The sequence below is a fragment of the Deinococcus sp. genome (assembly GCF_018260555.1).
Lineage (GTDB): Bacteria > Deinococcota > Deinococci > Deinococcales > Deinococcaceae > Deinococcus.
The window spans coordinates 12,921-30,666 of record NZ_JAGLBB010000040.1 but is presented as its reverse complement, the minus strand read 5'-3'; the positions used below and the strand labels follow the sequence as shown (position 1 = coordinate 30,666).

Here is a 17,746-nt window from a genome sequence, read left to right as displayed (position 1 = left end):
CCCGGCGTGAACGTGCAGCAACGGGAGCACGCCGACGCCGCCGCCCGATACGCCGGCGCGCAGTACGGCGACTGATCCGGACTGCGGTTGATTCGTACCTGCACCGCTGGGGGCGGTAGGGGTCGCCCTGGCGCGCGGACACCCGGAGGGCCGCCCACGCGCGGGACCTTCAGGTGGTGGTGTGCAGAAGTTCGCGGGCTGTGATCTCGTCCACGATCAGGGTGTTCATCAGCCGGCCGGCCAGTGCGGCGCGCAGGGCCTCGACCTTGCCAAGCCCACTGACGATGCAGATCGACTGCGTGGCCCGCTGGGTCAGGGTCAGGTCCGGGCCGCTGCTGCGGGCGTTCATGGGGATGCCGCTGAAGGTGCCGTCGGCGCGGAAGAACACGGTGGCGATGTCACCGGCGACGCCCTGTTCGGTCAGGGCCTGCTGATCGGCCGGGTCGAGGTACCCGGCGACGTACACGTGGCTGGGCAGCTTCGCGCCGGCCGCGCCCACGGAGTACAGCAGCACGTCCGCGCCTTCTTGCAGGTCCAGGACGTGGCGGACGCTGCGTTCGCGCCACATGGCCTGCCGCGTGGCGGGGTCATCGAAGAAGGTGGGCACCGGGAACAGGTGCGCGCGCGCGCCGTAGTTGCTCGCAAAGCGGGTGACGGTGTCAGTGACAAAGCCGCTCATGAAGTCGCGGGCGTTGGCGCTGCCGTTCAGCTGCACGAACTGAAGGTCTGGAATGTGGCGGGGGGCCAGGCAGCGGGAGACGGCGTCCAGGGTGGTACCCCAGGCGAGCCCGACGGTCTGGCCGGGCCGCAGCGTCTGCCCCAGCAGGGTAGCACTGGCGACCGAGACGCGCTCGAGCCACACGGATTCGGGACTGCCCGGTGGCACGCTGACCACGTGCGGGGTCAGGAAGGGGTGCGCGGCGCGCAGCTGCGCTTCGAGGCTCTGGGGGTGCGCCTGCGGGTCGTGGATGCGGATCTCGACCAGGCCGGTTCGGCGGGCGTGCGAGAGCAGCCGCGACACCTTGGGTCGGGACAGGCCGAGTTCGCGGGCGATGGCATCGGTGGTCAGGCCCTGGACGTAGTACAGGCGGGCGACCTGCGCAGCCTGGGTGGCCATGATGGCGTCGTTCACGCACCGCAGCATACGCGGCCGGTAAGGTGAGCGCCCCGGGCGGCGCAGGAAGTCTGCCGGGGACCGCCACACGCTTGAACGAACGTTCATCAGATGTTGACAATCGTTCATGCTTCGGGCACCATGACCTCATCAAAACTTGATTGTGGTCACGGTCCGCACAACACAGGCGTCTCCTCCGGCCCGAGTGGCCTCAGGACACCAGTCGGTTGCGACTGCCCGTACAGGAGGAAAACATGGTATTCAAAGCGTCTCAGGAATTCATGGCGGAATTACTCGGCACCATGGTTCTCATTCTCTTGGGGTGTGGGGTGGTCGCCATGGTCGTCCTGTTCCAGGCGACCGATCCTGCGGTCCCCGGACAGATCGTCAACGGCGGATACACCAACATCACGCTCGGCTGGGGCTTTGCGGTCCTGATGGGCATCTTCATCGCCGGGACCATCAGCGGCGCGCACCTGAACCCGGCGGTCACCGTGGCGCTGGCCATCACCGGACGCTTCCCCTGGGCCAAGGCGCCTCACTACATCGCCGGGCAGTTCATCGGCGCGTTCCTGGGCGCCGCCATCGTGTTCGCCGTGTACCACGCCAAGTGGCTGGGGTTCGACCCGCAGCTCGACAACACCGCTGGCATCTTCAGCACCTTCCCGGCCGTTCCCGGCTTCTGGCCCGGCTTCATCGACCAGGTGGTGGGCACGGCGCTGCTCATGGGCCTGATCCTCGCCATCGGCGATAAACTGAACAACCCGGCGGGCGCCGCCTGGGGAGCGCTGGCGGTGGCCTTCGTGGTCATGGCAGTCGGGATCAGCTTCGGCGGCATGCACGGCTACGCCATCAATCCTGCCCGCGACCTGGGCCCGCGCCTGTTCGCCCTGATCGCCGGGTTCCGCAACACGGGATTCGAGAACGGCGTGTGGCTGGTTCCCGTGATCGGGCCGCTCGTCGGAGCGGTGGTCGGAGCCCTGATCTACGACACGTTCATCGGTAAACCGCTGCTGCAAGCGGGCGAAGCCCACCGGGGTCTCCAGGGCGCCGATCCCGCCTACAACGCCGACACGCGCCTCTAAGCTCGGGGCGTAGCCCACCTGACCGGCGCACAGGGTTAGCCCTGATGACCTTAGTCCTCATCATCCTAGCCCTCATCAGCTCCTCCCTGGGGAGCCGCATAGGAGTCCATCCATGAGCTCATTCATTCTCGCCCTCGACCAGGGCACCACCAGCAGCCGCGCCATCGTCTTCGATCAGGACGCCAACATTGTCCGCACCGCGCAGAAGGAATTCCGGCAGATCTTCCCCCAGCCCGGCTGGGTGGAACACGACGCCAATGAGATCTGGAGCACCCAGATCGGCGTGGCGCAGGAAGCCATCAGCGGCGCGGGACTGAAAGCCAGCGACATTGCCGCGATCGGTATCACCAACCAGCGCGAGACGGTGGTCGTGTGGGACCGCGCGACCGGCAAACCCATCCACAACGCCATCGTGTGGCAGGACCGCCGCACCGCCGGCGAGTGCGACGCCCTGCGCGCCGCCGGCCACGCCGGGTTGATCCAGCAGAAGACCGGCCTGCTGATCGACGCGTACTTCAGCGGCACCAAGCTCAAGTGGATTCTTGATCACGTGGACGGCGCCCGCGAACGGGCCGAGCGCGGCGAACTGGCCTTCGGGACGGTGGACTCCTGGCTGATCTTCAACCTGACGGGCGGCGAGCTGCACATCACGGACGCCACGAACGCCAGCCGCACGCTGCTGTACAACATCCACACCGGCGAGTGGGACGACGAACTGCTCGCGTTGCTGAACGTGCCGCGCGCCATGCTGCCCGAAGTCCGCAACTCCTCGGAGGTGTACGGCGAGACCGCCGAAGGCCTGCTGGGCGCCCGCGTGAAGATCGCCGGGATCGGCGGGGATCAACAGGCCGCGACCTTCGGGCAGGCCTGCCTGGAACGCGGCATGGCCAAGAACACCTACGGCACCGGCTGCTTCATGCTGATGAACACCGCGCAGGAAGCCGTTCCCAGCCAGAACCGGCTGCTGACCACCGTGGCGTGGCAGCTGAACGGCCAGCGCACCTACGCGCTGGAAGGCTCGGTGTTCGTGGCGGGCGCCGTGGTGCAGTGGCTGCGTGACGGGCTGGGCATCATCCGGTCGAGCACCGAGGTCGAGGCCCTGGCGAGTAGCGTGCCCGACAGTGACGGCGTGTTCCTGGTACCGGCCTTCGTGGGCCTGGGCGCGCCGTACTGGGACAGCTACGCGCGCGGCACCATGCTGGGCCTGACGCGCGGCACGACCGCCGCGCACATTGCCCGCGCGGCCCTGGAAAGCATCGCGTTCCAGTCGGCGGAACTGCTTGAGGCCATGCATCAGGACAGCGGCGCGCCTCTCAAGGAACTGCGCGTGGACGGCGGGGCCAGCAACAACAACATGATGATGCAGTTCCAGGCCGACATTCTGGGCGTGCCGGTAGTCCGGCCGAAGGTCACCGAGACGACCGCGCTGGGCGCCGCGTACCTGGCGGGCCTGGCCGTCGGGTACTGGAAGAGCACCGACGACATCACCCGTCAGTGGCAGGTGGACCGCACCTTCGAGCCGCAGATGGAAGAGGACGAGCGCGCCCGCCTGATGCGCCGCTGGCGCAAGGCCGTGGAACGCAGCCGCGAGTGGGTCGAAGCCGACAGCTGAGCCGGACCGGGGCCGCGCGGCCCTGAACCTGATCCCGGATCGCCGCTCGCCAGCGGTCCGGGATTGTTATTTCATGCCCCCCCCACCGCAGTCCGTATCAGCGGTGCCCGACCGACCGCCACTTCCCTGTCCACCTCACCGGGGTCCGCCGCGCCCGCACAAAGAAATGATGTAGGCGGGCCCACTGAACAAATGTTCGGGATGTGAGAACATGCGTTCAAAAGAGAGCAGGAGGCTCCGCTGGAGCGGCCTACACTCTCGACGCATCCTCCGGCATGCAGTGACACAGCTCTCCCGCTCCAGAAAGAAGGTTGAATCCATGACCACCCAAGACCAACCCACCCAACCCCGCATCACCGACCCCCGCACCGCCGCGCTGCGCGCCGCCACCACCGATCAGACCTGGGACCTGCTGGTCATCGGGGGCGGCGCTTCCGGCCTGGGGACCGCCGTCGAGGCGGCCACGCGCGGTTACCGCGTGCTGCTGCTCGAATCACACGATTACGCCAAGGGCACCAGCAGCCGCTCGACCAAGCTCGTGCACGGCGGCGTCCGTTACCTCGCGCAGGGGAACGTGTCCCTGGTGCGCGAAGCTCTTCACGAGCGCGGCCTGCTCAAGAACAACGCCCCGCACCTCGTGCATGACCTGGGCTTCCTGATCGCCGCGTACAAGTGGTGGGCCGCGCCGTTCTACGGCATCGGCCTGAAAATGTACGACCTGCTGGCCGGGAAGCTCAACCTGAAAGCCAGCCGGTACGTCAGTAGCACCCAGGCGCTGCAACGCGCCCCCACCCTGAAAAAGCAGGCGCTCAAGGGCGGCATCCTGTACTTCGACGGGCAGTTCGACGACGCCCGGCTGGCCGTCACGCTGCTGCGCACCCTCGAAGACCACGGCGGCGTCGCCCTGAACCACGCGCCGGTCGTGGGCCTGCTCCGGGACGGGGGCAGGATCACAGGCGCACGCTTCCGCGACGCGGAGACCGGACAGGAACATGCCGTGAAGGCACGCGCCGTCGTGAACGCCACCGGCGTGTTCGTGGACGACGTGCGCCGCATGGAGAACCCGTCCGTCAAGCCTATGCTCTCGCCCAGTCAGGGTGTGCACGTGGTCGTGGACCGCCGTTTCCTGCCGGGCGACAGCGCCCTGATGGTCCCCCGCACCGACGACGGCCGCGTGCTGTTCGCCGTGCCCTGGCACGACCACGTCGTGATCGGCACGACCGACACACCGGTCCCCGACACCACGCTCGAACCCCGCGCGCTGCCCGAGGAGGTCGAGTTCATCCTGAAGACCGCCGCTCAGTACCTCGACCCGGCCCCCACCCGCGCCGACGTGCGCAGCGTGTACGCCGGACTGCGCCCGCTGGTGAAGGCCGCCGAGGGCACCGACACCAAGAGCCTGTCGCGCGATCACGTGATCCGCATCAGTGACGGCGGCCTGATCACCCTGACCGGCGGTAAGTGGACCACGTACCGCCGCATGGGCGAGGACACCGTCAACCGCGCCGCCGCGCAGGCCGGACTGCCGGCGCGCCTGAGCCTCACCTCGGGCCTGAAACTGCACGGGGCCGCCGCGCCCAGCACGCACCAGGCGGATCACTGGCAGGTGTACGGCACAGACGCCGCGCACATCCAGGCGCTGCCCGGCGCGGACACGCTCCTGCACCCCGAGCTGCCGTACACCGAGGCAGAGGTCCGCTGGGCCGTCCGCGCCGAACAGGCCCGCACCGCCGAGGACGTGCTGTCGCGCCGCCTGCGCGCCCTGCTGCTGAACGCTCGCGCCAGCATCCAGGCGGCGCCGCGCGTGGCAGCCATCCTGGCCGAGGAACTGGGCCGAGACGCCGCCTGGCAGGACGCCCAGGTTCAGGCGTACACGGAACTGGCCAACGGCTACATCCTGAACTGATCGGCGGGCCAGGGTAGTGCCGCCCCGGACCAGCAAGCGGTTCAGGAACAGGAAGAAGGGAACGAGGGCGGCGGATCAAGCACGATCCGCCGCCCTCCTCCTGCTGCACACGGGCAGCGTGATCTGTCACCTGCCGCCCCTTGATTCAGATACGGATTGCGGTTGAACGGTCGGCAACCACCGTTCCGTCCGAGCGGATACGAGAGACGGCGGGATCCGGGCGTGAAGTTGACCATCCGGTGTGCTGGCGGGTCGTGAACGAAGCATACGGCCGTCCGTACGCTCTGCGCCTGCCTGGGCGGCCGGTGCCTGTCAGCGTGGCGCGCTCGGGGCGCCCGGTGGCGTGCGGGTATGGCGCAGAAAGCGGGCCAGGAGCAGTGCGGCGGTGCAGATCAGACCGGTGCACAGCCCGAACCACAGCCCGCGTGGGCCCAGGCCCAGGCCGAAGGCCAGCAGAACGCCGCTGCCCAGGCCCACGATCCAGTACGTGCCGAGCGAGATCAGCATGGGCACGCGGGTGTCCTGAAGGCCGCGCAGGGAGGCGGCCATGCTGACCTGAAAGCCGTCGAAGGCCTGGAACAGCGTGGCGATCAGCAGGAACGTGGCGGCCTGCGCGGTCAGGCGGGCGTTGGCGGGGTCCATCACGTTCACGAACACGCCGATGACTGCGTTGGGCGTGAACACGTACGAGAGGCTGACCAGCAGCATGATCAGCACGGCGATTGCGCCGCCCAGCAGACCCACCCGACGGGCCGCGTGCGGATGACCTGAACCGTGGTGGTGGGCGACGCGGATGCCGGTGGCGGTCGCCAGCCCCAGCGGGACCATGAACACGGCCGTGATGACCTGGAGCGCCACGTTGTGCGCGGCCAGGGCGTCCGGACCAAAGCGGGCCATCAGCAAGGAGGTGACCGTGAACAGCCCCCCCTCGGCTCCGAGGGTCAGGCCGATCGGCCAGCCCAGGCGGGCCAGGACGCGCAGTTCGGCGCGCACCGCGCCAGGTTCGGTGGGCGTGGCGGGCAGGCGGGTGCGGACCACGGCGGCGAGCAGCGCGGCGCTCAGCCAGTAGACCAGCACGCTGGTCAGGGCCGCGCCGGGCACGCCGAGCGTCGGCAGTGGACCCCAGCCGAAGGTCAGGGCGGGGCTGAGGACCGCCGCCAGCAACGCGCCGCCCAGCGCGATGGCGGTCACGGGGCGCGGCTGTCCGGTGCCTTCCAGCGCGCCGCGCAGGGCGCTGAACGCCAGCGTGGCGGGCATGCCGAGCGCGTACAGGCGCAGGTACAGGCCCGCCAGGTCGCCGCGCAGGCCGTCGGGAGCGTGGCTCTGGAGCAGGTGCGCGGCCAGGAAGGCCAGAGGCAGGAACACCGCCGAGAGCAGCGCGGCGAGCAGCAGTCCGGCGCGCGCGGTGCGGGCCACGCCAGCCGGGTCGCCCGCGCCGTGCGCGGCAGCCACGCGGGGCGCGACCGAGAGCATGACACCCAGCAGCACGATGAAGCCCAGGTAGTACGCGGCGTTTCCGTAGGCGACGGCGGCCAGTTCGGCCGGACCGATGCGGCCGATCACGGCGGTGCTGATCAGAGACAGGGCGTTCACGCTGAACTGCGAGACGATCACGGGCACGGCGAGGCGCAGCAGGGTGGCCGTCTCGCCGGGAGGCTGGGCAGGTGCCGGCGCCGGGAAAGGGGCAGGGGAATCGGTCGGCATCCGGCCAGTGTACCGGCGCGTGAGGGCCACACCGGAACCGGCTGAAGGCGGGTGATCCACCCTGCGGGACACCACCGGCGATTGCCCCTGGACGCGACGGTTCGTTCCGCTTCTCCCCTGCTCGCTTCTGCCGCTCAGCTCTACGAGGCCGCTGGGGTCCAATCATGGCGCAGACCATCCGGCCGGAGTCCGCAGCAGGAGGGGGAAACGCCTGCGGTCTAGCGCCTGGCGCGCCGCAGTGTCCAGCTCATCGGGCAGGTTCGGTCCGCTCGGCGGATTCTGGGGGTTGTTCAGGCAGTCCTGCTGCGGGCGGTTCAGGCCGGGAACCCAGGACCGGTCCGCTGGCGGGCAGCGTGAACGTGAAGGTCGCGCCCTGGCCGGGTTCGCCGGTGGCGGCCCAGGTGCCTTCATGGCGCAACAGGATGCGGCGCACGTTGGCGAGGCCCACGCCCGTCCCGCCGAAGTCCTCGGGGCGGTGCAGGCGCTGGAACACGCCGAACAGCTTGTGGGCGTAGCGGCTGTCGAATCCCACGCCGTTGTCGCGGATATGCACGGCCCAGTCGTCGCCCCGGCGTTCGGCCCACACGTCGATCACGGCCTGTTCCCGCTGCGAGGTGTATTTCACGGCGTTCCCGATCAGGTTGAACAGCACCTGCCGGAGCAGGGTGGGGTCGCCCTTCACGGTGGGCAGCGGCGCCACGTTCCAATGGATGGCCCGGCCCTGCAGGTCGGGTGTCAGGTCGCGGCGCACGTCCTCGGTGAGCGCGGCCAGGTTCACGTCGTCCACACGCAGTTCCTGACGGGCGGTGCGCGAGAGGTTCAGCATCGCGTCGATCAGCTCGTTCATGTGCGCGGCGGAATCCGTGATGACCTGTAGGGCGCGGCTCGCCTTGGGGTTCGCGTCCAGCGTGTCGCCCAGCGCCTTGCGCAGCAGATCCGAGAAGCCCGTGATGTGCCGCACGGGTGCGCGCAGGTCGTGACTGACCGAGTACGCGAACGCTTCGAGTTCCTCGTTGGCGGCGTGCATGGCAGCGTTACTGAGTTCCAGCTTGTCGCTGTAGTGGCGCAGGTCCATGACGCTCTGCGCGCGGTCCAGCGCCAGGGAGAGGCTCTGCGTGACGCTGCTGAGCAGCGAGCGGTCCGCGGCGCTCCACGTGCGCGCGTGAAACTGCGCGATGCAGAACACACCGGTCCGCTCCCCGCGCACCGTGAGTGGCAGGCAGGCGGTGGCGCCCACGACCGCCTCGGTTTGACGCAGACCGTCGGTGTCGGCGTCGTAGGAGTCCTGGTAGTACGCCTCGCCGGTCTTCCAGGGGGTGAGGAGGGTCAGGCTGCGTTCAAAGTCCAGTCCGGCGTCCACGGCGGCCTGCAACTCGGGGTCGCGCAGACTACCGACCTGGGCGCGCAGCCGCCAGAGGCCGCCTTCGGGTTCGTAGTACACCGCGAACCCGTCGGCCAGCAGGGACAGCGCGACCTCCTGCGCCCGGCGGATCAGAGCGTAGCGGTCCTCCTGCGCGCCCAGGTCGGCGCTGAGCTGCGCGAACGCTTCCAGCGAGCGGGTCTGGGCGTGCAGCGCGGCGTTCTGGTCGCGCAGCAGTTCATCGTTTGCGCTGCGGTCCAGCGCCATGCTGAGACTGCGGCCCACCGCGCTGAACACCCTGCGTTCCCGTTCACTCCAGTCGGGCGCGGCGCGCTTTCCCATGATCAGCAGGCCCACCAGCCGGGAGCCCAGGTACGTGGGGTGCAGGGCCAGCGCCATGAACCCGTGGCCGCTGCTCAGCACGTCTGGCGGAGCCTGCCAGTCCGGAACGAAGGTCGCGGCGCGTGTCTGCATCAGGCAGCGCGAGGTAGGCGTGTCCATGCTGACGCCGCGGGCCAGCTCGGCGACCAGACCGTCCGGCAGGTCGTCCGGGAGCAGCACGGGCCGCCACTGCCCGCCCGCATTCCCGAAAAACGCCACGCTGACGCCGCGCAGGGCGCCGACCAGCACTTCGGCGGCCCGCCCGGCCAGTTCCGCCGGGTCGCGGCTGTCCGTGACCTGCTCCTCGAAGCTGACGAACGCGGCCAGCGCAGCGCGTTCCTCGGCCAGCTGCTGCACGTGCCACGCGCGGCTCAGGGCCAGGTGCAGGCTGCGGCACGCCGCCGTGAAGATCCCGCGTTCCAGTTCCGTCCAGGTGTCGTGGTCGGTGGTGCCCACGCACATCAGGCCCACGATCTGCCCGTCGCGTAGAAAGGCCTGTGCGGCCACGGCGCGGTAGGCGCGCGTGCCGGGCAACCGCTGTTCCCCGTACCAGTGATCCACGAACACCGGCTGCCCACCGCGCAGGGCGGCCAGCAGCGCCGGGTGGGCGTCACTGAACAGCTTCCAGAGCCCCGAGCGGCGTCCCAGGTACGCGGCCGTCACGTCCGGCAGCAGCTGGCGCACGCCCTGCTCGGCGCTGCGGATCAGGGCGTCCGGTTCCAGGTCGGCGCCCAGCCGCTCGGTCAGCAGCATGAACGCCCGCAACGCCGATTCACGGTCCTGGCCGGGCCGTCCGTCCTCCAGGCGGGGCTGGCGGGTCAGCGCGGCGCAGATCAGGGGTCCGGTGGCGCGCAGCAGCGCACGGTCCTGCTCGGTCAGGGGCGTGCCGGGGGGCAGGTGCAGCCGGACCAGCGGCACGCCGGGAACTGCCGTACCCAGGGTGATCTCGATGGTCTCGCCGTCCGGGAACGGTCCGGCGTTCGGATCGAGCGGGTCGCCCGCCAAACGCAGGTCCACATGCCCGCCAAAGCCCCGCAGGGCTTCACGCACCTGCGGGAGTGAACTGGCGGCGGCCAGGGCGCTGGCGACCTCCTGCCAGCGTTCGAACAGAGAGGAGGTCAGGGCCGTCATACCGGCGCAGCATACCGCCCCGCACCCGACTCGATTCCCGCAGGCTGCCCGGCCCGTGCCAGAAGGGTGTGCGCCGTTCCATCCTGGCGACCGCGTGAGGTGTGGGTCCGATCAGGAAGTGTGAGTCTGATAAAACAGTGGCGTGATCCTGCCGCAACTCAAAACCCGGACCCGCGTGCAGCATGAGCAGGCGGAGGCCAGTCTGGACCTGATGAACCCCCACCTGACCCGTGAGCGATACGCGCAGCTGTTGCGGCACCTGTGGACGCTGTACGTTCCGCTCGAGGACCGCCTGGGCACGCTGCTGGGACCGTCCGGGCGCGCGGCGCTGGACTGGCAGGCGCGCCTGAAACGCCCGCTGCTGGAACGCGACCTGCGGGACCTGCACAGCGCGCTGCCGGAGGCCCCGTGCAGTTCTGGGGACACGTTGGCGTTCCTTCAGGCCGAGGCGGACGCCTGGGGCGCGGCGTACGTGCTGGAGGGCGCCACGCTGGGCGGGCAGTTGGTGCGCCGCCACCTGGGCTCGCAGCTGGACCTGGGCGCGGGGGGCGCGGCGTTCTACGGCAGTTACGGCGAACTGGTCGGGCCGCGCTGGAAGGCGTTCGGCGCGGCGCTCGAGGCGCGCGGCGCGGCCGACGCGGACCCGGCGGCGTTCGCGGAGCGGGCCGTGCAGTCGGCCGGTCAAACGTTCGGGCTGTTCATCAGGGGCCAGCCCCTGCCGGAGACCCTACCGGCCGTCCAGCCCCTGCCGGCCGGGGGGACGCGGTGACCAGGCCGGGCGATCAGGGCGGCTCCAGGCGGCCCCCGGCGCCGAGCGTGAAAGTGGCACGCCTGACCGAACCGGTGGACCTGACCAACTGCGACCGCGAGCCCATCCACATTCCCGGGTCGGTGCAGCCGCACGGGGTGCTGCTGGTCCTGCGCGGCGGCGTGGCCACGCAGGTCAGCGGCAATACCGAAACGCACTTTGGGCTGGGCGTCCACGAGGTCCTGGACGGCGGCCTGGGCGTCCTGCTGGACGGAGACACCCTGGCGCGGGTACAGGAGGCGCTGGCGACCGAGTCGCTCGACGACAACCCCCTGTACCTGCTGACCACGCCCGTGTGCGGCCAGGGGCTCTTCGACCTGATCGCGCACCGGCGCGGACAGCAGGTCATCCTGGAGTTCGAGGCGGCGCGGTCCGGGCGCCCCCCGGTCGACAGTTACAGTCAGGTGAAGCGTTCGGTGACGCGCCTGAACGCCACCGTGAACCTCGCGGAGTTCGCGGCGGCCACGGCCGAGGAGGTGCGCCGCCTGACCGGATTTGACCGCGTGATGGTGTACCAGTTCGCGGAGGACGGCACAGGCACGGTGATTGCCGAGGACCGGCGCGACGACCTGACCCCGTTCCTGGGGCTCCGGTACCCGGCGTCGGACATTCCGCAGCAGGCGCGGGCGCTGTACGTGCAGAACATGCTGCGCATCATCGCGGACGTGACGTACGAACCGGTCCCGATGTTCGCTCGCCAGGGCGATGGCGAGGGCGAGGGCGACGTGGCCGAGCCGCTTGACATGAGTTACTGCGTGCTGCGCAGCGTCTCCCCCATTCACCTTCAGTACCTGAAGAACATGGGCGTGAACGCCTCCATGAGTGTCAGTCTGGTGCGCGGCGGGGCGTTGTGGGGTCTGATCGCCTGCCATCACAGCGAAGCCCGGCACCTGCCGTACGACGTGAGGTCCGCCTGCGAGTTACTGGGGCAGGTGGCCAGCGTGCAGATCAGTGACCGCCAGGAGCGGCTCACGCGGTCATACCAGTGGCAACTGAAGACCACGCAGACGCAACTCGTGGAGCGCCTGGCCGAGGAGAACGATCTGCTCGAGGCGCTGGTGGGCAGCGGCATGAACCTGCTGCACTTCATCGACACGCCGGGCGCGGCCGTGTGCCTGAACGGCGAGGTGGTCCTTGTGGGGGCCACGCCGTCACGGGAGCAGGTGACGGCCCTGACCGGGTGGCTGGACACGCAAGCAGACTTGGACATCCTGCACACCCAGACGCTGGGAGACCTGTACGGCCCGGCGCAGGCGTACGCTGGCCGCGCCAGTGGCCTGCTGGCCGTGAAACTCTCGCGCAGCCGGCACGATTACGTGATGTGGTTCCGACCCGAGGAGTTGCAGACCGTCACCTGGGGCGGCGACCCGAACAAACCCGTGCAGGTCAGCGAGGACGGCACGGACCGCCTGACACCCCGGCAGTCGTTCGCGGCGTGGCAGGAAACCGTGCGGGGCCGCAGCGCGCCGTGGCAGGCGGATGAACTGGAGGCGGCGCGGGCGCTGCGGCGGGCCATCATGGCCGTCGTGCTGCGCCGCGTGGAGGAACTCGGGCAGCTCAACGAGCGCCTGGAACGCAGTAACGCCGACCTGGACGCCTTCGCGTACATTGCCAGCCATGACCTGAAAGAGCCGCTGCGGGGGCTGCACAACTACTCGGCGTACTTGCTCGAGGAGTACGAGCAGCAACTGGACGAGGACGGCGCGGCGAAACTCAGGACGCTGGTGCGGCTCACGCAGCGCATGGATAACCTGATCGACTCACTGCTGCTGTACTCACGGGTGGGCCGCGTGGACCTGAGCGTTCAGCCCACTGACCTCGGCGCGCTGGTGACCGACGTGCTCGAGGTCCTGGCGCCGCGCCTGGAGCAGCTGAACGTGCAGGTGCAGGTGCAGCCGGACCTGCCGGTCCTGACCATCGACCGCGTGCGGGTGGGCGAGGTGCTGAGCAACCTGATCACCAACGCCATGAAGTACAACGACAAGGCGCAGCCGCAGGTGCAGGTCGGGGCGATCCTGCCCGCCGGGCGCGCCGCGCACCCGGACCTGCGCGTGCCCGACGGCGTGCCAGAGCACGCCTGCGTGCTGTTCGTGCGCGACAACGGCATCGGCATCCGCGAGAAGCACTTCGAGAATATCTTCCGGATCTTCAAGCGGCTGCACGCCCGCGATCAGTTCGGAGGCGGCACCGGCGCGGGCCTGACCATCGTGCGCAAGCTCGTGGAGCGGCACGGCGGTCAGATCTGGGTGAGCAGCGAGTACGGTCAGGGCAGCGTGTTCTACTTCACGCTGGAGTCCTAGCATGCCCCTGAGACAGATTCCGTTTGTTTCGCCAACAATCCGGAACATCACCGGATTGCCAGCTCCACGTCCGGAACCCGCCCTGCTCCTGCTCGCATCCGCTCGGATTGAACGGTCTGTGCAACCCCTTCAAGCGGAGTCCGTATGAGGCCCGTGCTGGTCGTCGAGGACAGCGACGAGGACTACCAGGCGACCCTGTGGGCCATGCAGAAACTGGCGCGCACGGATCTGCTGGAACGCTGCACTGACGGGGACGACGCCCTGGAACGCCTCTCGGACCGCACGCGGCCCTGTCCTAAACTGGTGCTGCTGGACCTGAACATGCCCGGCACCGACGGGCGCGAGGTCCTGGAATTCATCCGCAGCTCGCCGTACCTGCGGTTCCTGCCCGTCGTGATCCTGTCCACCTCGGCCAGTGAACGCGACGTGAACGACTGCTACGAGCTGGGCGCGAGCGCCTACCTGCTCAAGCCCGTGAACTTCGCGCAGTACACCGAGCAGCTACGGATCACGCTGGACTTCTGGCTGGGCCTGGCGCAGGTGCCTGACCCTGCGGAGGGGACATGACAGTCCCCGAACCCCCCGAGGGCACGCCGCTTTCCGTTCCTCCGCTGAGGGTCCTGATCGTGGACGACAGCCCCGAGGACACTGAAACGTACCTGCGTTTCCTGCGGCGCTGGCCCGGGCGCGAGGTTCAGGCGCAGGCCACCGCGCTGGGCGAAGACGCGCTGGACGCCCTGCAACGCGGCGTGCCGGACGTGATCCTGCTGGACTACCAGCTGCCGGACATGACTGGCCTGGAATTCCTGGACGAGGCCCGCCCGGACTGCGCGGTGATCATGCTGACCGGCGTGGGGGACGAGCAGGTGGCCGTGCAGGCCATCCGCGCCGGCGCGCAGGACTACCTGGTCAAGGGCCGCCTGAACGCCGAGCTGCTGCAGCAGACCCTCCTGCGCGCCGTGAACACCCACGGCATGGCGCGGGAATTGCGGCGCTCGCAGGCCCGCACGGCCGCGATCCTGAACTCCATCACAGACGGGTTCGTCGCGCTGGACGAGGCCGGGCAGGTCACGGAACTCAACAGCACGGCCGAGATCCTGCTGGGCACCACCCTGAACGCGCTGCGCCGCTCCCCGCTCCCCTGGGAGGGCGACCCGGAGTTCATGGCGGCCATCGAACGCGCCCGTAGCAGCGCGCAGATGACCACCGCCGACCTGCACCTGCCTCAGCAGGACCGCTGGCTGCACGCGCGGCTGTACCCGTCCCGCACGGGCCTGATCCTGTACCTGATTGACGTGACCGCCCGCCGCGAGGCCGAGGAGCGCGAGCGGCGGCACTCGCGGCGCATGCAGGCCCTGTACCACGCCGCCGCCACCCTGAACACCGTCCGTGAACGGCAGGACGTCCTGAATGCCATCGTGCAGGTCTCGCAGGCACTGACGCGCAGCCCACTGGTGATCCTGGCCACGCCGGACCCCGCCGGCGACTGGCTCCTGAACGGGCCGGACGGGCCGGTCGAGACGCTAAATGCCTTGCCCGGCGCGGCTGCGTTGCAGGCCGGACTACAGGCCGCGCAGTCCGAGCAGATCGGCTTCTGCGAAGACTGCTGGACCACCCTGACCCTGACGCAGCCCCGCGAGAGCGCCGGGCTGCCGGGCAGCGGACACGCAGACAACACTGGAACCCTGCTGGGCGTGCTGGCCTTCCAGACGCCGCAGGACGCCGAGCACAGCGACGATACCCGCACGCTGCTCGTGACACTGGCGCAGATGCTCTCTCACGCCCTGACCCACTCGGCGCTGTACGAGGCGGACCGCGAACACCGCCGCACCCTGGAAGCGCGCGTGCAGGCCCGTACCGCCGCCCTGGAACGCAGCAACCGCGAGCTTGAACAGTTCGCGTACGTGGCCAGCGACGACCTGAAAGAACCGCTGCGGACCATCAGCTCCTTCACGCAACTGCTGCAAAACCGGTACGGCCCGCAACTCGACGACCGGGCGCGGCGCTACATGGAGTTCACGGTGGCGGGCGCGCAGCGCATGTCCACCCTGATCGAGGACGTGCTGGCCGTCAGTCGCCTGAACACCCTGCCCAGCGTGCCCACCCTGACCGACCTGAACACCCTGGTCGGGCACGTCACCGCGCAGCTTCAGGCCCTGACCGACGAGGTCGGCGGGCAGGTGCAGGTCGAACCGCTGCCAAAACTGATGGTGGACGCCACGCAGTTCACGCAACTGTTCCAGAACCTGATCGGAAACGCCCTGAAATTCCGCCGCCCCGACCACCCGCCCGTCGTGCAGGTGCAGGCCCACGCCACCCAGGACGGCTGGACGTTCACCGTCACCGACAACGGCATCGGCATCGAACCCAAGTACCATGACCGGGTGTTCGTGATCTTCCAGCGCCTCCACACCCGCGAGCACTACACCGGAAACGGCATCGGGCTGGCCCTGTGCCGCAAGATCGTCGAGGGACGCGGCGGGACCATCTGGCTGTCACAACCCGAAGCGGGAGGCACCGCCGTGCAGTTCAGCGTGCCCTACCGCCCCGGCGACACCCGGCCAGCCTGAACCCGCCTACCCTGTCAGACGGATTCCGGGTTGAATGGTCTGCAAGAACTGTTCAATCCGAGCGAAGCGAGTGGGAGCCGAAGCGGGTTCCGGACCTGTCAGTGAAACAAACGGAATCCGTGTCATACGGACCGCGCTTGCTCCCACCCAGAGGCGTCTGTTGTTCCTACTCGCATCCGCTCCGGCTGAAGGGCTGTGTACCCCATTCAACCAGAATCGGGGTCAGCGGTTCTGCGGGAAGCCCAGGTCCACGCGGCTGCCTGCCGGGTCGGGCCAGCGGGACGTGATGACCTTCGTGCGCGTGTAGAACCGAATGCCGTCCGGGCCGTACATGTGCGTGTCACCGAACAGACTGGCCTTCCAGCCGCCGAAGGAATAGTAGGCGACGGGCACGGGAATGGGAACGTTGATGCCCACCATGCCCACCTGACACTCGAACTGGAATTGCCGGGCCGCGCCGCCGTCCCGCGTGAAGATGGCCGTGCCGTTCCCGAACTCGTTGTCGTTGATGAGCTTCAGGCCCGCCTCGTAGGTGGGCACGCGCACCACGCACAGTACCGGCCCGAAGATCTCGTCCCGGTAGGCGTCCATGTCTGGCGTGACGTGGTCGAGCAGGGACACGCCCAGGAAGAATCCGTTGCCGCTGAATTCCTGTGCCCGGCCGTCCACCACGATTGTCGCGCCCTGCTCGGCGGCGCTGCCGATGTACCCGGCGACCTTGTCGCGGTGCTCACGGCTGATCAGTGGCCCCATCTCGTTGGCGGCGTCGCTGCCGGGTCCGACCTTCAGGGCCGGCAGGCGCGAGGCGATGGCGTCCACCAGTTCGCCCGCGACGTCCCCCACGGCCAGCACCACGCTGATCGCCATGCAACGCTCCCCGGCACTGCCGTACGCGGCGCTCACGGCGGCGTCAGCGGCCATGTTCACGTCCGCGTCGGGCAGGACCAGCATGTGGTTTTTCGCGCCGCCCAGCGCCTGCACGCGCTTGCCGTGCTCGGTGCCCTTCTGGTAGATGTACCGGGCAATCGGGGTGGACCCGACGAAACTCACGGCGGCGACGCCTGGGTGTTCGAGCAGGGCGTCCACCGCGACCTTGTCACCGTGAATGACCGTGAACACACCGTCTGGCAGGCCCGCGCGCTGAAGCAGGTCCGCGATGAACAGGCTGGCGCTGGGGTCCTTCTCACTGGGTTTCAGGATGAAGGCGTTCCCGCACGCCAGCGCATTCGGGATCATCCACAGCGGCACCATTGCCGGGAAGTTGAACGGCGTGATGCCCGCCACCACACCCAGCGGCTGCTGGATGGAGTACACGTCCACGCCGGTACTCGCTCCCTCGGAATAGCCGCCCCTGAGCAGGTTCGGGATGCCGCACGCGAAATCCACGTTCTCGATACCGCGCGCGATCTCGCCCAGCGCGTCCGCGTGCACCTTGCCGTGTTCGCGCGTCAGGATGCGGGCCAGGTCGTCGCGGCCCGCGTCCAGCAGCGCCCGGAAGCGGAACATGATCTCGGCGCGCTTGCTGAGCGGAACGGTCCGCCATCTGGCGGCGGCGGCGGTGGCGGCCTCCACGGCCGCGCCGATCTCGTCCACACTGGCGAGATCCACGAGGCCCTGCACTTCGCCTGTTGCGGGGTTGAACACCCGGGCGCTGCGGCCCGACGTGCCGGGTGTCAGCTTGCCGTTCAGCCAGTGGTTGATGGGCGCGGGTTTAAGGGCGGTGTCGGTCATGGGGACTCCTGGGGGGTGGAAGCGGTGAGGCAGAGTGGGCCGGG

At 69.2% G+C, this 17,746-nt stretch carries 11 protein-coding genes; 7 read left to right on the top strand and 4 right to left on the bottom strand.

Annotated features, from left to right (window positions below):
* Positions 1–169: 169 nt before the first annotated feature.
* On the bottom strand, positions 170–1,144 hold the full coding sequence (locus QZ271_RS09160) for a sugar-binding transcriptional regulator (protein ID WP_367114348.1): 975 nt from the start codon (positions 1,142–1,144) through the stop codon (positions 170–172).
* A gap of 224 nt (positions 1,145–1,368) precedes the next feature.
* Here QZ271_RS09160 and QZ271_RS09155 point away from each other — a divergent pair, with 224 nt between their 5' ends.
* From QZ271_RS09155 to QZ271_RS09145, 3 genes are all read left to right on the top strand, one after another.
* Entirely contained in the window at positions 1,369–2,199 is an 831-nt protein-coding gene (locus QZ271_RS09155) for an MIP/aquaporin family protein (RefSeq protein WP_291430730.1), read from the top strand.
* A 112-nt stretch (positions 2,200–2,311) separates the two neighbouring features.
* Entirely contained in the window at positions 2,312–3,811 is a 1,500-nt protein-coding gene (gene glpK, locus QZ271_RS09150; RefSeq protein ID WP_291430728.1) for a glycerol kinase GlpK, read from the top strand.
* A 319-nt stretch (positions 3,812–4,130) separates the two neighbouring features.
* The gene (locus QZ271_RS09145) at positions 4,131–5,717 is read left to right on the top strand and encodes a glycerol-3-phosphate dehydrogenase/oxidase (RefSeq protein WP_291430726.1); all 1,587 of its coding nucleotides are present in this window, start codon (positions 4,131–4,133) and stop codon (positions 5,715–5,717) included.
* 312 nt (positions 5,718–6,029) lie between these two features.
* On the opposite strand, the gene QZ271_RS09140 is transcribed toward QZ271_RS09145, so the two are convergent.
* Complete coding sequence (locus tag QZ271_RS09140; protein ID WP_291430725.1) at positions 6,030–7,421, bottom strand: MATE family efflux transporter; 1,392 nt, start codon at positions 7,419–7,421, stop codon at positions 6,030–6,032.
* A gap of 247 nt (positions 7,422–7,668) precedes the next feature.
* Complete coding sequence (locus QZ271_RS09135; RefSeq protein ID WP_291430724.1) at positions 7,669–10,293, bottom strand: ATP-binding protein; 2,625 nt, start codon at positions 10,291–10,293, stop codon at positions 7,669–7,671.
* 142 nt (positions 10,294–10,435) lie between these two features.
* On the opposite strand from QZ271_RS09135, the gene QZ271_RS09130 reads away from it, so the two are divergent.
* The 4 genes from QZ271_RS09130 to QZ271_RS09115 all read left to right on the top strand — a co-directional run bounded on the left by QZ271_RS09130 (position 10,436) and on the right by QZ271_RS09115 (position 15,971).
* The gene (locus tag QZ271_RS09130; protein ID WP_291430723.1) at positions 10,436–11,062 is read left to right on the top strand and encodes a biliverdin-producing heme oxygenase; all 627 of its coding nucleotides are present in this window, start codon (positions 10,436–10,438) and stop codon (positions 11,060–11,062) included.
* A gap of 47 nt (positions 11,063–11,109) precedes the next feature.
* Positions 11,110–13,401 carry an ATP-binding protein gene (locus QZ271_RS09125; RefSeq protein WP_291430721.1) on the top strand — a complete coding sequence of 764 codons (2,292 nt, stop codon included), beginning with the start codon at positions 11,110–11,112 and terminating at the stop codon, positions 13,399–13,401.
* Between the two features lie 144 nt (positions 13,402–13,545).
* Positions 13,546–13,968, top strand: a complete 423-nt coding sequence (locus tag QZ271_RS09120; protein ID WP_291430719.1) for a response regulator — start codon at positions 13,546–13,548, stop codon at positions 13,966–13,968.
* Positions 13,965–15,971, top strand: a complete 2,007-nt coding sequence (locus tag QZ271_RS09115) for an ATP-binding protein (RefSeq protein WP_291430717.1) — start codon at positions 13,965–13,967, stop codon at positions 15,969–15,971. Before QZ271_RS09120 ends, QZ271_RS09115 begins: the two co-directional genes overlap by 4 nt.
* Positions 15,972–16,193: 222 nt before the next feature.
* Here the strand turns inward: QZ271_RS09115 and QZ271_RS09110 are convergent, their stop codons facing one another.
* Positions 16,194–17,702 (bottom strand): CoA-acylating methylmalonate-semialdehyde dehydrogenase, encoded by a 1,509-nt coding sequence (locus QZ271_RS09110; protein ID WP_291430715.1) that lies wholly within the window; start codon positions 17,700–17,702, stop codon positions 16,194–16,196.
* Positions 17,703–17,746: the final 44 nt, after the last annotated feature.

Excerpts from the sequence above, each read along its gene's own strand:
- QZ271_RS09160 (WP_367114348.1), bottom strand. The coding sequence starts at position 1,144 with ATGCTGCGGTGCGTGAACGACGCCATCATGGCCACCCAGGCTGCGCAG.
- QZ271_RS09155 (WP_291430730.1), top strand. The coding sequence starts at position 1,369 with ATGGTATTCAAAGCGTCTCAGGAATTCATGGCGGAATTACTCGGCACC.
- glpK (WP_291430728.1), top strand. The coding sequence starts at position 2,312 with ATGAGCTCATTCATTCTCGCCCTCGACCAGGGCACCACCAGCAGCCGC.
- QZ271_RS09145 (WP_291430726.1), top strand. The coding sequence starts at position 4,131 with ATGACCACCCAAGACCAACCCACCCAACCCCGCATCACCGACCCCCGC.
- QZ271_RS09140 (WP_291430725.1), bottom strand. The coding sequence starts at position 7,421 with ATGCCGACCGATTCCCCTGCCCCTTTCCCGGCGCCGGCACCTGCCCAG.
- QZ271_RS09135 (WP_291430724.1), bottom strand. The coding sequence starts at position 10,293 with ATGACGGCCCTGACCTCCTCTCTGTTCGAACGCTGGCAGGAGGTCGCC.
- QZ271_RS09120 (WP_291430719.1), top strand. The coding sequence starts at position 13,546 with ATGAGGCCCGTGCTGGTCGTCGAGGACAGCGACGAGGACTACCAGGCG.
- QZ271_RS09115 (WP_291430717.1), top strand. The coding sequence starts at position 13,965 with ATGACAGTCCCCGAACCCCCCGAGGGCACGCCGCTTTCCGTTCCTCCG.
- QZ271_RS09110 (WP_291430715.1), bottom strand. The coding sequence starts at position 17,702 with ATGACCGACACCGCCCTTAAACCCGCGCCCATCAACCACTGGCTGAAC.